Raw genomic sequence first — 13,591 nt, 5'->3', positions numbered from 1 at the left:
ATCACCGCACGCAGTTGCGCGCGGTGATTGCCATATCGGTGTGGCTGGCGCTGCCACCGCCAGCTTTGCACAGGTGTCAGGCGAATGCGGGCAGTGCCACGGTCTCTGCAATGGGTGCGAGGCGTTGTTACGTGCAGCCCTTGCTTGTCCGACCACCGCTCGCTGGATAGGCGGATTGCTTACAGCGCCACCAGCTGGATACTGTCGAACACCACGGCCGGGCTGAGAAAGCCGTTGTCCGGCGATCCCGAGGCGATGCCGATCTCGATCCGGTTGCTGCCCGATTGCAGCGCAGATGCCGGGATGTCCACCTCATACAGCGTGTTGTTGCCGCGCCATGTGCCGCGGGTGATGCCGCGTGTCTTGGGCTGCGTAGGCGCGGCCGGCACCGGGCCATTCCAATGCGCATTGACGCTGATCTGCGGGCGCGCGCCGACCTGCGTCAGCGCCACGAAGATGCGCAGGCGATAGCCACGCACTTCACTCGAGCCCAGGGTGAAGTCGATACGGGTCGGGGTGTTGATGCCGCGCCATTGCACTGCCGGAAAGCTGCCGGCACTGCTCGATCCAACCGTGTAGGTCACCGGGGTCCAGCGCATGCGCTTGTCGGATGGATGCGCGCGTGGCAGCAGATCCGCATGGCGGAAACCGGCCGGCGTGCCATCGGCCGTGCCGATCTGCCATTTGACGGTCCCCGGCAGCACAACCGCTTGCAGCGCCGCTTGCGTGGTCGCGTTGGCATGGATCTCCACATCGCGTTGCGCGACTTCCAGTTCGTTCTGATAGAGCGTCATGCGGTAGCGTCCCGGGCGCACGCCCGCAATCTGGTAATCGCCGCTGCCGTTGGCGGTGGCCCAGTATTGGGCCTGGTCGTTGCGCAGGCCGATCACGGCAGGCTGGCCGGACAGCACGCCACTCACCCGGCCGCTCAGCGCGCCACGCCCGTCGCTGGCGAGATAACCGGTCAACCCCAGCGTTGCATCGACGAAGGCGGTGTCCAGCTGTGCGCTGGAGGGCGTCCCGCCATCGGTGAACAGCAGCCCGTACACCCCATGCAGGCCACCGCGGAATGCCTCGGTCTGGGTGTGATCGGAATACATGTAGTTGTAGAGCTCATGGGTCACGCGGGTTTTCTGGGTGGCGATGTCCTTGAAGAACGGCCCGCCGGAACTGCGCTCGCGGTTGCCCATCAGCATGAACACCGCCACGCCCGAACCGCTGACGCCGTGCACTTGGTCGTCCATCATGCGGCGCGCCGAATAGAACTTGGAACTGGTGCGTCCGTCCGGCAGCAGGAACACGTCCTCGCCTTCCACCGGGCTGCCGACATTGGAGTCGGGCTCCTGCTGCGCATTGGGCAGCTTGGCAACGTTCAAGCGGGTGACAAAGCGCAGCTCGCCGATCGGCAGCAGCGTCGGTGCATAGGTGGCCATGTAGATCGCGTTGCGGCCCTTGCGTGCGATGTAGTACTGGGTCAGGTCGCCGGCCTTGGCAGAGACCACGATCGTGGCGCCCACCACGCGCGCCTCCACACTGGCGCTGCCCAGGCCGGAGGCAATCTGCGAGCCCTTGGACTCGGTGGTCTGCAGCGCGTTGTCGCGATAACGCATCGAGACGATGTCGCCGTTGCCGGCGTTGACCGCAAACACCAGCTCGGCGCCGGTATCGACAACGACACGTTCGCCGCTGTGGGTGACGCCAAATGCGGCGATGGCCGGCGCGCTGACGCCGCCGTACAGGAACAATGCGCACGCCAGGATGCGCAGGATAGTGCGGGGCATATCGATCTCCATGCCGAAGTAGGGGCGTCGCTATGGTGCCGACGCGCGATGCTAGGCGGGCTGGACAACGACGGCGATGGTCGGACCTGCAGAGCGTGCACCGCGTACAAGATGCAGTGCTGAAACGCAGCGCAGTTCACGCTCCTTCTGCGATGCGCAGGCATGCGCGACGACGCCGGGGCATTGCGGTGCGCCAGTCGGGCATGCGCCCTTGCGCATCAGTGCGGCCGCGCTTGTCGTGCAGCGTCAGCCCAGGGCGTCGCGCGCCGAGGCGATGGCAGCCATCCACTGTTCGCGTTTGCCGATCACGAAACGGTGCTCGCCGCCGTCATGCAGCTGCACCGCCAGCGAGGTTGGCGCCACCGGCAGCAGGCCGAACAGGCGCGTCCAGCGTGGTTGCATTGCTGCGATCTGGCGCAGGTGCACGGTCAACGACCGGGTCTGTATGTTGTAGGGATGCGGCTGGAAGTGCAGCGCATCGGCGGTCAGGATCAGCCGCCCGCCGACCGCTTCCAGCCCGCGGAGCAGATTGGCCGGCGCCTGGCGCAATACGACGCGATCGATCGAGCGCAAGCCGCCTCCCTGGAACAGCGAGGTCACTGCGACGCAGCGGCGGCGCAGGCACGCCGTTGCTGCCGTTGCCGGGACGGGATGCCAACGCTGTCGATCAGTGTCGATGAGGAGACGCAGAACATGCGGTAGGCCCGAGGGAGTGTATCAATGCAGTTGTTATCGCTGGGAAGACGCGGCGACGCGGCACGATGCCATATCGCCGATGTACGCCACCCCGCCGCCGACCAGATACACCAGCAGATCGTGCACGGTGGCGGTATTGCCAAGCGCGATGTAGGCCGCGCTGCCCGGGCGCAGCCCGAGCCGGTCGGCCAGATGCAGCGCCTGCAGCCCTTCGATCAGGCACCCGATCGCCACCGCCAGCACGCACGCCCAGCGTGGCGGCAGCGCAAGCACACCGCGCAACCCGCAATACACCAGGATCACCGCCAGCACATCGCCCAGGCTGCCGCGCACCCACGGCCCGCCCAGTGTGCCTGCGCCGATCGCCACTTCGATGACAAACACGGCGAATGCGATCAACAGGTAGGTGCAGCGCACGCCCAACGCCATGCGGGTCACCGCGCTCCCATGCGCACGCCGCTCCCGATCATTTCAGATAGGCCCGCGGCAACGCGCCGGCCGGTTGCATGTAACGCTCGCGCAGCTCGGTCTGGCGTGAGCGCATCGGCATGTCGCGACCGCCCAGCCACACCTGCTCGGCGTAGTGGGCGACATCCAGCGGGTCGCCTTCCCACAGCACCAGGTCGGCCTGTTTGCCGACCGCAATGCTGCCGATGCGATCGGCCACGCCGAAGATCTCCGCCGGCACCCGGGTCAGGCCGGCCAGGCCGGCTTCCCACGGCAAGCCGTTGGCCACCGCATTGCCGGCCAGCTGGCGCTGTTTGCGCGCGTTATGCGAGGCATCGCCACTCTGGGCAAAGCTGACCTCCACGCCGGCCGCGCGCAGCCGTGCGGCGTTTTCCAGCGTCGCACCGATCTGGTCGAAGGTGGACGGCAGGTCCGCCAGCGCATCCACCAGCACCGGCACCCCGGCCTGCGCCAGTTGCGGCGCGAGCTTCCAGGCCTCGGCGCCGCCGGCAATGGCGATGCGCACCTTTTCGCGCTGCGCCCAACGCAGCAACTGGCGGATGTCTGCGGCACGCTCCACCTGCACCACGATGCGGCCTTGCCCGGCCAGGTATCTGGCCAGCACGCTGCGGCCGACCGGGGTCAGCAGCGCATGCGGTGAGTCGGCCGGCACGCGTCCGCGCGCTTCGGCCACCAGCTGGTCGAGCAGCATCCATTGCGCGGCGCGCGAGCTGCCGGTGAGATCGGAGGCCGCCGCACCGATGCGGATGAACAAGGCATGCGGGCCGAGCGGGTCCGGGCTGCCGTCCAGCCGCACCACGCCGCCTTGCCCGGCGATGAAGGCACCGCTGGTGGTCGCGCCCAGCGCGGTGAAGCCGATGCCTTCCACGCGCGCCACCGGCACCAGCACCGAATCGGGGTTGTAGGCCAGGGTGACGTCGAATTCCGGACGCATCGGCTGGTCGCTGAGTTTGACGCCGCTGTCCACGGTGCTGTCTTCGCCGGAGACTTCTTCGATGCCGATCTCGGTGATGCCGCCGAACAGGGCCGGCGTCAGCGGGCGGCCCCTGGCCTCGACCACGCGACCATCGGCCGGCACGGCCAGGTTGCTGCCGATCGCGCGGATCACGCCGCCCTGCACCAGCACATCGGTATTGCGCAGCGTGCCTTGTGCGGTGGCGGTATGCACGGTCGCGCCACGGATCAGCACCTGCTGGCCGAATGCGGGCAATGCAAGCACTGCCAGGACCACCGCGGAGATCACGCGCAGGCGCGGGCGCAGTCCAGTTGTGCGGCTCATCGCGCCACCTCCTGGCCGAGCATGAAGTCCGACACCGGCTGCAGGCGGCGATCGTGGCGGTCGTAGACCTGCGCGCCGTCGATATAGACCTGTTCGGCCAGCGCGTAGGAGCTGAAGGGATTGCCGTTCCACACCACCATATCGCCCATCTTGCCCGGCTCCAGTGCGCCGGTCTGCTGCTCGATGCCAAGCGCCTTGGCGGCATTGCTGGTGAGCCAGCGGATCGCACGCTCGGGTGGAATCTCCATCCCGCTGCGGCGCGCGTTGGCGAGCACCTTGGCCGCTTCCTGATTCAGGCGCTGGATGCCTTCTTCCGAATCCGAATGCACGATGGCGCAGCTGTTGGCCGGCCTGTCGACCAGCGCGATGTTTTCCTGGATGCCATCGAAGGCTTCCATCTTGAAGCCCCACCAGTCGGCCCACAGCGCACCGCAAACGTTCTCCTGCGCCAGCCGGTCGGCCAGCTTGTAGGCCTCCACGCCGTGATGGAAGGCGGCGATGTGGAAGCCGAACTCCTTGGACAGGTCGAGCATGGTCGCCATCTCGTCGGCGCGGTAGCAATGGATATGCACGCGGATGTCGCCGTTGATCGCGCCGGCCAGCGTGTCGAGCTTGAGATCGCGCTTGCCGCCGGCGTCGCCGCTGCTGTCGTTGTCGCCGCCGCGGCTCCACCAATGGCGCTTTTTCGCAGTCTTTTTCTTCAATGCATTCTTCTGCAGGTACTCGGCCGCGTCGATGAAGGCGGCACGGTAGCCGGCCACGTTGCCCATGCGCGTGCCGGGGCCGCCCTTCTGGCCGTACACGCGCTTGGGGTTCTCGCCGCAGGCCATCTTCAGGCCCCAGGGGGCGCCGGGAAACTTCATGCCCTGGTAGGTGGTGGAGGCGACATTCTTGAGGGTGACGCCGCGCCCGCCGATCAGATTGGCCGAGCCGGGAAGTACCTGCAGCGAAGTGACGCCGCCGGCCAGGGCGGTGCCGAAGCCGGGATCCTGCGGCCAGATCGAATGCTCGGCCCACACGTTCGGCGTCACCGGGGCGGTCATCTCGTTGCCATCGCTGTGCGCGCTGACGCCGGGGCTGGGATACACGCCCAGATGCGAGTGCACGTCGATGATGCCGGGGGTCACCCACTTGCCGGTGCCGTCGATGCGGCGCACATCGGCCGGCGCCTCCAGCCCGCGCCCGACCGCGGCCACCTTGCCGTCGCGCAGCAGCACGTCGGCGTCGTCCAGCCGCTGGCCGGTGCCGGTGAGCACGGTGGCGTGCTGGATCAACACCGGAGCGGACGCGAGCGCACGGTAGGTGCTGGGATAGGGGTCTTGCACGAAACGCGATGCCGCAGACACAGGACCGCACAGCACGGCCGCGCCGAGCGCGGCGAACAGGATGGAACGCATGGATTTCCCCGGTGCAACGAAAACGTCAGCCGCAAACCTAGCGGCCGGCGGCGTGCTTGCCAAGTGCTGCACGGTCGGCGGCGGCGGGCTCATCACATGCGCCAGTGCATGCTATGCCGTATTCGTCAGGGAATACGTCGATGATCGTCAAGTCAGAGCGCAACAAACAGGCCGATGTGGTACTGGCTTTCTGGGAACTGGCCGGCTCGGCCCGCTGGTTCACGCACAACGATGCGTTTGATGCCAACTTCCGCCAGCATTTCAGCGAGCAGCACTTTGCAGCGGCGCGTGGCGAGTACGCGCACTGGATGGAACGTGCCGAAGATGCGCTGGCCTTGCTGATCCTGCTCGACCAGTTTCCGCGCAACGCGTTCCGCGGCAGCGCGCATGCCTACGCCACCGATGGCCTGGCGCTGTCCTGCGCCAGGCAGGCAATCGCCAGCGGCTTCGATCAACAGGTCTCCGCGCAGTTGCGGCTGTTTTTCTATCTGCCGTTCGAGCATGCCGAAGATCTGCAGGAGCAGGCGCGCTCGGTGCAGCTGATCACCGCGCTGGACGATGCCGAAACCACGCGCTGGGCCGTGGAGCATCAGCAGATCATCCAGCGCTTCGGACGCTTCCCGCATCGCAATGCGGTACTGGGGCGCGAGACCACCGCCGAAGAGCAGCAGTTTCTCGATGACGGCGGATTTGCCGGCTGAAGGAGGGCGGCGGTTATGGCCTGCCGCGACCGCACGCCGCTGTGGCTTTCCCGCGCTGCACATTGCGTATAGGCACGCGGATCGAGCGGGCGATCGACGCGATAGGTTGATGGCGCACATACGCGCGCTGTCGCGCGTTGATCGACATCGTGCGGCGGTGCAATCACACCAATAGCCTCGCAACGGCGATGCGAATGACTTGCGCGGCGGCGAGTTGCGCTCTTCCGGATCCGGTGCGTGCCGCAACGTGACGCCGATACCGCTGCGGGCATCGGCCATCGCGCGGCAATCGCTCAACAGCCGCCCATCAAGCCTTCCGAACGCCAGTGCGTGCCTTCGCCGAGCAGCAGGTAGAAGCCGTAGCTCTCGTAGCCGCTTTCCGATAGCACGAAGTCGAGCGTGCCATCGCCGTCGATATCGCCGAACTGCAGCAGATGCGTGCGCAGTGGCAGGTCTTCGCAATCGTCGCAGCCACTGGCCGCGCTGCCCTTGCGGAACTGCCAGCGGCTGCCGTCATGTTCGAAGATCGCAAGCACGGCCAGGACGCCGGTTGGGTTGTCCGGGTTGCCGGTCCTGGTCGGGTGATGGGAGGTCAGCACGGCCACGCGTCGCTGCGGCTGCCGGGTGTCGGTCACGATCTGCAGCGCGGCCAGATCCTGCGCACGATCGGCAGGGAATGCCGTCAACGCCTGGGCCAGCGCCGCCGGCTTGACGCTGTTGCGCAGCTGCGCGGTTGCGCCGGCCTGACGCAACAGCTCGGCCTGTTCGGCAGCGGTGGCGTCACGGCTGGCAAAGCGCTTGCCGGGATTGAGATCCACCGTCGATAACAGCGGCGAATCGGACAGCGTGCCAGTGCCCTTCAAGCGCAGTTTTGCCGTGCCGCCGCACATGCTGTTGTCGTCGACGCTCAGCGACGCAAGCCGCACGGTGCCGCTGGACACGCCCGCATTGAAGACCTGCAGCGGCTGGCTCAGCAGCGACCTGGGCATGCTGGACTCCTTCGCCACGCCGCTGCCCAGCCACACCGGAATGTATTCCAGCGGGTCTTCGCCCGGCTGGTTGTCGTAGGTCTGTACCAGCATGACCGCGCGTGCCGGCTCGGCGGCCTGTGCGGCCAGCGGCAACAGCGCGGCCAGTGCAAGAGAGAGCAGGCGGGTGTGCATTGCAGCGACGTCCTTGTGCATATCGATCCATGAAAAAACGGACGCTCGGTGGAGCGCCCGTTCGGGGTGTGCACTGTAGCAAACGCGGCTCAAAACCTGGCCGGCGGTTGCGGCGAGCCATCGCCGGATGCGGATTCCCCGCCACCGGCTGTGCCGTCTGGCTTGCTCAGTACTTGGCCACGCCGTTGTCCACCTCGTCCGACCAGGCGTCGATGCCGCCGGTGACGTTGTAGACGTTGCTGAAACCCAGGCCGCGGAAGTGCTCGGCCGCCTGCAGGCTGCGCCCGCCGCGGTGGCACAGGAACGCCAGCGGGGTGTCCTTGGGCAACTGCTCGATGGCGGCGCGCTCGTGCGCGTCCAGTGTGCGGAACGGCGCGGCAACGCTGGCCAGGGCACGCTCGTCGGCCGGGCGCACGTCCACCAGGGTCAGCGTACCGGCCTTGATGCGGTCGTCGGCATCGCGCACCGACAGCTCCTGCACCGGCTTGGGCGCATTGGGGTTGTCGATGGCCAGGCCACGGCCGCGGATGTCGTCCACCCAGTCGATGGTGATGCCGTCGGCGCGGCGGGCGCTGGCCAGATCGAACTGCACGCGCAGGCCGTTGGATTCGGCCGCGATGGCGTTCGGGTTGGTCGGCGCCAGCTGGAAGTTCGGCTGGAAGTTGGCATCGATGGCCAGCGTCAGCGAGGCATCCGGCGCATCGGCCAGCGCGCCCTTGAGCATCTCGACCGCGGCCGGGGTGATGGTGATCTTGGGCGGAGTCCGGTCTGGCGCCTGCAGGCCCAGCATGCTGCTCAACTCGCCGCTGTCGGCCATCTGCAGGATGATGTCGCTGCCGCCGATCAGCTCGCCGTCCACATACAGCTGTGGAATGGTCGGCCAGTCGCCGTAGGCCTTGATGCCTTCGCGGATCTCCTGGTCGGCCAGCACGTTGACGTGGGCATAGTCGATGCCCAGACCGTCCAGCACGCCAACCGCCTTGGCCGAAAAACCGCACTGCGGCATGCCTGGCTGGCCTTTCATGAAGAGCACCACACGGCTGGATTGCAGCAGCGTATCGATGCGGGAACGCAGGGCGGGATCGAGGGACATGGCAGCACTTCGGTCAGATCGTGGAGTCCGGGCATTCTACGCCGCATGGCATCATGCGGCATGACCACGCTTCAAACGCTGTATCGCATCCCCTCGCACCCGTACCGCTGGGTGGGCCTGCTGGCCCTGTCGCAGGCGGCGGTGGCGCTGCTGTGGTGGCATCTGGGCTGGGCCTGGGGCGTGCCGGCGTTGCTGGTGTCGCACGCCTTGTTCGTGGTGCCGGTGTTCCTGCCGCGCGCGCGCCTGTACGCGCCGGTGCTGGCGCGCCTGCCGGGCCGCGCGCCGCAGGTGTGGCTGACCATCGACGACGGCCCCTCCGACGACACCCCGGCGATGCTGGACCTGCTGGACGCCTTCGATGCCAAGGCCACGTTCTTCGTGGTCGGGGCGCGCGCCGAGCAACGGCCTGAACTGGTGCGCGAGATCGTGCGCCGCGGGCATGGCATCGGCAATCACAGCCATACCCATCCGCAGGCCTGGTTCTGGGCGCTGGGCCCGCACCGCATGGCGCAGGAAATCGGCCAGGCACAGCGCGTGCTGGCCACCATCACCGGGCAGGCGCCGCGGCTGTACCGCTCGGTGGTGGGCATGACCAATCCCTTCGTCGCCTCGCCGCTGCGTGCGCACGGGCTGACCCGCGTGGCCTGGAGCGCGCGCGGGTTCGACGGGGTGCGTTGCGAGCCGCAGGCCACCGTGGCCCGCATCGTGCGCGACCTGCGCCCCGGCGCCATCGTGCTGCTGCACGAGGGCGCCGCGCACGGCCACAACCTCACCATCCTGCGCGGCGTGCTGGAGGCGATGCACGCGCGCGGCCTGGCCGGGCGGCGTCCGCTCTAAGGTCCTGCGCACGGCGTGGACGGTGGCGTGGAAGCGGGGCGTGCGTTGCCGGATCCATCGTCCCTGCCGGCGGGAACGCTCTGGTGCGACGCGTCTTTTTTGTTCGCCGGATTGCCTGGAGCTGGCGCTCCTGAGTTCCGTCATCGATCCGCGCATGTATTGACAGCGATTTAACGCGGATCGAACATGCGCCCCCAGCCAGCAAACGGTGCGCGCCTTCCGATGGCGCTGCCGACGCCAGCCTCAATAGCCGTCATCGACGGCCATATTCGCTCCTGAGGCTGACCCCATGTCCCATTGCATCGTCCCTGCGCGCGCGCTTGCGCGTGCGGATCTCCGTTCGCCGCAGCTCCCGCTGGCGTACTCCCTGCTGGCGCTGGCTTGCGCATGGCCATTGGCGGCTGCCGCGCAATCGAGCATGCGCGACCCGGTCGATCTGGACCGCCTGCAAATCGAGGCACACCGCGGCGCCGCGACCGAAGGTAGCGACTCCTACACCGCCGATGTCGCGCGCAGTTCGACCAAGCTGGAGCTGTCGCTGCGCGAGACGCCGCAGTCGGTGGTGGTGGTGACACGCCAGCAGATCGTCGACCGCAACCTGCAATCGCTGCAGGACGTCACCGACACCGTGGCCGGCTTCAACTCGCCGACCTGGGACACCGAGCGCACCTACATCAACGCGCGCGGCTTCGAAGTGGACTATTACCGCATCGACGGCATTCCCACCGACTACACCGGCGATGTGCAGCAGAACATGGCGATCTACGACCGGGTGGAAATCATCCGCGGCGCCAACGGCCTGACCACCGGCGCGGGCAGCCCGGCCGCGTCGATCGACCTGGTGCGCAAGCATGCCGACAGCGATGTGTTCACCGGTCGGGTCGATCTGTCGGCAGGGCGTTGGGACCGCTATCGCGGCACCGTCGACCTGCAATCGCCGTTGAACGCCGCCGGCAACGTGCGTGGGCGGGTGGTTGCCAGCTACGAGGACAAGCAGTCGTTCCGCGATTACTACAGCAAGCAATCGTCGCTGTTCTACGGCATCGTCGATGCGGATTTCAGCGATGCCACCAGCGCCTACATCGGCATCAACAAGCAGCGCAACGACGGCCGCGGCACCACCTGGGGCGGGGTGCCGGCGTACTTCAGCGACGGCAGCCGCACCGATTTTGCACGCTCGGATTCGTTTACGCCGCGCTGGGCGCGCGGCGTGGCCGATACCACCAATGCGTTTGCCGGCCTGACCCATCGCTTCGACAACGGTGCGCAGCTGCACGTGGAATATTCGCATCAGCGGTTCGAAGCCGATTGGAAGTCGGTGCTGTTCGGCTACTTCGATTACCCGGACCGCCAGACCGGCCTGGGCCTTGCTAATACTTTTGGCGGGCGCTATCCCGCACTCACGGCGCAAAATAGCCTGGATGCCTACCTCAGCGTGCCGCTGACCTGGTGGGGCCGCAACCACGAACTGGTCGCCGGTGCCACCTGGATGAACCGCAATGTGCGCAGCTGGTCCAACGGGCCGCAGCCACCGCAGGTGCTGACGGCCGAAAGCGTCTATGCCTGGACCGGCAGCATGGCGCAGCCGCAATGGACGCCGCTGGTGAAGGGCGAAGAGCGCGACGTGCGCCAGGTGGCCGCCTATGCTGCCGGCCGCTTCAGCCTGACCGACGCGCTCACGGCCATCGTCGGCGCACGCGTCACCGACTGGAAGAACACCGATCAACTGGTGCCGGCCAATACCTACGAGCGTCGCGGCCGCACCACGCCGTACGCCGGCCTGATCCTGGACGTGGACGACCACCATTCGCTCTACGCCAGCTACACCGGCATCTTCAAGCCGCAGAACAATCGCGACCGCAGCGGGCGCTATCTCGCCCCGCTGGAAGGCAACAGCTACGAGGTCGGCGCCAAGGGCGAATACCTCGGTGGCCAGCTCAACGCGGCGCTGGCGTTGTTCCGTATCGAGCAGGACAACCTGGCGGTCAACGACCCCGGACAATTCGTGCCCGGCACCACCAATCAGGCTTTCCTGGCCGCGAAGGGCACGGTCAGCCAGGGCGTGGAATTCCAGCTCGACGGGCAGCTGTCCGAGCAGTGGCGGATCGCGTTCGGCTTTGCCCAGTTCGATGCCAACGATGCCAGCGGTGTCGACGTCAATCCGACCAGTCCGCGTCGCGAGGCCACCCTGTTCACCAGCTGGCAGACCGGCCCATGGCGCGTGGGTGGTGGCCTGAGCTGGCAGTCGGCCATCTACGAATTGATGTCCGGGCCACAGGGCACAACGCAACGGCTGACCCAGGGCAGCGTGGTGTTGGCCAACGCGATGGCACGCTACGACATCAACCAGGCATGGTCGGCGCAGCTCAACGTGCGCAACCTGTTCGACCGCAAGTACTACGCCAACATCGTGTACCAGAGCCAGTTGATCTACGGCGACCCGCGCGATGTGGAGCTGACGCTGTCCTGGAAGTTCTGACCTTGCTCCAGACGACAGGCTTTGGCGGCAAGGATGCCGCCACTGAGCCTCCACGCACGGATTCACGGCGTGTCCCGCTAACGGCAAGGGCGCCGCGCACTTGGCAAACCAGGCCTTTGCCTGCATCCAAACGGCGCGGCGACTCGATCACTTGGTTGTCTCGAAGTGATTGGTTAGCGCGGATGGATCAGTTGTAGAGCGGCTGCTTTGCGGCTTGGCTGCAGGGCCCTTGCCCGCCCACCCTCGCAGGACACGCCGCAAGTACGTCCCTGTAGGCTCTTACGCGGCATCCATGCCGCGTAAGGTCCCGCGACGGTGGGCGGGCAAGGACCAGTCGAGATGGTCGGTGTGCATGGCCTTCAACAACGCAACCTACAAATTCTCTGGCGCGGTGCCCTTACCGATTGCGGGACCGTGTGGCGGCAAGGATGCCGCCACCGAGCCTCCATGGACGGATTCACGGCGTGTCCCGCGAGCGGTGAGGGCGCCGCGCACTCGGCGAACTAGGCCTTTGCCTGCATCTAGAGAAAGCGGCGGCTCGATGAGTTGGTTGTCCCGAAGTGATTGGTCGGCGGATGGATCAGTTGTAGAGCGGCTGATCCGCCGCTTGGCTGCAGGGCCCTTGCCCGCTCACCGTCGCGGGACACGCCGCAAGTACGTCCCTGTAGGCACTTACGCGGCATCCATGCCGCGTAAGGTCCCGCGACGGTAGGCGGGCAAGGGCCCGTCGAGATGGTCGGTGTGCATGGCTTTCAACAAGGCAACCAGCGGACTCTCTGGGGCGGTGGTGTACCGCCCTCGAACAGCGTGGCCCGCGATCATCCGCATGACGTCAACAGCGGCCGTCAAAACGACTGCGCGGCCGGTGCCCGATGCGGCATTTGCGACGCGTACACCCGGGTTTCTGCGTACCGTCCACATCCGTCCGGCGAACACGCGTTACGTCTTGTCAGCCGTTCTAAAGCGAGCCAGGCACGTTGTGCACTGCCTCAGCGCGGCTCGGCCACGATCAACCAGTTGTTGAACGGCGTGTTGCCATACAACGGCGCAAACGTCGCACGCAGACCGGCGGCATCCAGCTGCGCCTGCAGGCTGTCGCGGGTGGGATAGCTGCGCGGCATGCGCTGCATCCAGCCGCTCAGATGCGCCAGCACGTCGGTCACGCGGCTGGTGCGGCCACGGCTGCTGGCATCGCCCAATGCGCTGCGGATCACCAGCTTCGCGCCCGGCGTGAGCATCTGCGCCACGCTGCGCAGCAGGCTGGCCTGCATGTCGGCCTGCAGATACTGCAGCACGTCCAGAATGGTCACGCTGCCGCGGTGTTGCGGCCAGGCCACGCTCAGATCGACCACGGCAAACTGCGTGTTGCCCAATGCCGAGCGCTGCGCGATGTGCTGCGCGCGGCGGATCTTGGACGCGTCCACATCCACCCCGTGATACGCCAATGCCTGGCCATCGGCACGCAATGCGTGCGCGAGCAGGCCCAGCCCGCAGCCCAGATCCAGCACGGGCGCGGTGGTGCTGCGCAACTCGGCCAGCACGCCCGGATACAGCGGGTCGGTGCGCAGCTTGGCATGGGTGTAGTAATAGTCGTAGCGATTGCCCAGCGGATGCGGCGGCAAAAACGCGCGCGCGATCGCCAGCGCCTGCGCACGGCTCATGGGTTGGGTAGCGGTGCTGTGCAATGTCGTTCCTTG

The 13,591-nt window shown here is 67.0% G+C and carries 11 protein-coding genes; 3 read left to right on the top strand and 8 right to left on the bottom strand.

Annotation, left to right across the window (positions count from 1 at the left end; translation table 11 throughout):
- Window positions 1–179 precede the first annotated feature (179 nt).
- The 5 genes from DGN21_RS16205 to DGN21_RS16185 all read right to left on the bottom strand — a co-directional run bounded on the left by DGN21_RS16205 (window position 180) and on the right by DGN21_RS16185 (window position 5,621).
- The gene (locus DGN21_RS16205; RefSeq protein ID WP_184551709.1) at window positions 180–1,781 is read right to left on the bottom strand and encodes a rhamnogalacturonan lyase B N-terminal domain-containing protein; all 1,602 of its coding nucleotides are present in this window, start codon (window positions 1,779–1,781) and stop codon (window positions 180–182) included.
- 246 nt (window positions 1,782–2,027) lie between these two features.
- Entirely contained in the window at window positions 2,028–2,354 is a 327-nt protein-coding gene (locus tag DGN21_RS16200) for a hypothetical protein (protein WP_047129733.1), read from the bottom strand.
- A 156-nt stretch (window positions 2,355–2,510) separates the two neighbouring features.
- On the bottom strand, window positions 2,511–2,906 hold the full coding sequence (locus DGN21_RS16195) for a DUF2809 domain-containing protein (protein ID WP_184577426.1): 396 nt from the start codon (window positions 2,904–2,906) through the stop codon (window positions 2,511–2,513).
- Window positions 2,907–2,943: 37 nt separating this feature from the next.
- Window positions 2,944–4,224 (bottom strand): amidohydrolase family protein, encoded by a 1,281-nt coding sequence (locus DGN21_RS16190; RefSeq protein WP_126966666.1) that lies wholly within the window; start codon window positions 4,222–4,224, stop codon window positions 2,944–2,946.
- Window positions 4,221–5,621 (bottom strand): amidohydrolase, encoded by a 1,401-nt coding sequence (locus tag DGN21_RS16185; protein ID WP_126966667.1) that lies wholly within the window; start codon window positions 5,619–5,621, stop codon window positions 4,221–4,223. Before DGN21_RS16185 ends, DGN21_RS16190 begins: the two co-directional genes overlap by 4 nt.
- Window positions 5,622–5,761: 140 nt before the next feature.
- Between DGN21_RS16185 and DGN21_RS16180 the strand changes: the two genes are divergently transcribed.
- Entirely contained in the window at window positions 5,762–6,322 is a 561-nt protein-coding gene (locus DGN21_RS16180; protein WP_024938947.1) for a DUF924 family protein, read from the top strand.
- 293 nt (window positions 6,323–6,615) lie between these two features.
- On the opposite strand, the gene DGN21_RS16175 is transcribed toward DGN21_RS16180, so the two are convergent.
- Together DGN21_RS16175 and grxD are read right to left on the bottom strand one after the other, a co-directional pair.
- Window positions 6,616–7,485, bottom strand: coding sequence for a hypothetical protein (locus DGN21_RS16175; RefSeq protein ID WP_160955012.1), 870 nt, complete (start codon window positions 7,483–7,485; stop codon window positions 6,616–6,618).
- Window positions 7,486–7,651: 166 nt separating this feature from the next.
- A complete protein-coding gene (gene grxD, locus DGN21_RS16170; protein ID WP_024938949.1) occupies window positions 7,652–8,578 on the bottom strand; it encodes a Grx4 family monothiol glutaredoxin in 927 nt (308 codons plus the stop codon).
- 45 nt (window positions 8,579–8,623) lie between these two features.
- On the opposite strand from grxD, the gene DGN21_RS16165 reads away from it, so the two are divergent.
- Both DGN21_RS16165 and DGN21_RS16160 read left to right on the top strand, forming a co-directional pair.
- Window positions 8,624–9,415: a polysaccharide deacetylase family protein gene (locus DGN21_RS16165; protein ID WP_181123469.1), complete on the top strand. Its 792-nt coding sequence runs from the start codon at window positions 8,624–8,626 to the stop codon at window positions 9,413–9,415.
- A 289-nt stretch (window positions 9,416–9,704) separates the two neighbouring features.
- Window positions 9,705–11,894: a TonB-dependent siderophore receptor gene (locus tag DGN21_RS16160; RefSeq protein WP_184577429.1), complete on the top strand. Its 2,190-nt coding sequence runs from the start codon at window positions 9,705–9,707 to the stop codon at window positions 11,892–11,894.
- A 989-nt stretch (window positions 11,895–12,883) separates the two neighbouring features.
- On the opposite strand, the gene DGN21_RS16155 is transcribed toward DGN21_RS16160, so the two are convergent.
- A complete protein-coding gene (locus tag DGN21_RS16155) occupies window positions 12,884–13,555 on the bottom strand; it encodes a methyltransferase (RefSeq protein WP_184577432.1) in 672 nt (223 codons plus the stop codon).
- Window positions 13,556–13,591 lie beyond the last annotated feature (36 nt).

Origin of the sequence: Xanthomonas sp. MLO165, from assembly GCF_018831305.1 — a bacterium.
Classification (GTDB): Bacteria; Pseudomonadota; Gammaproteobacteria; order Xanthomonadales; family Xanthomonadaceae; genus Xanthomonas; species Xanthomonas arboricola.
The sequence above is the reverse complement of the archived record's forward strand: the minus strand, read 5'-3'. Positions and strand labels throughout refer to the sequence as shown.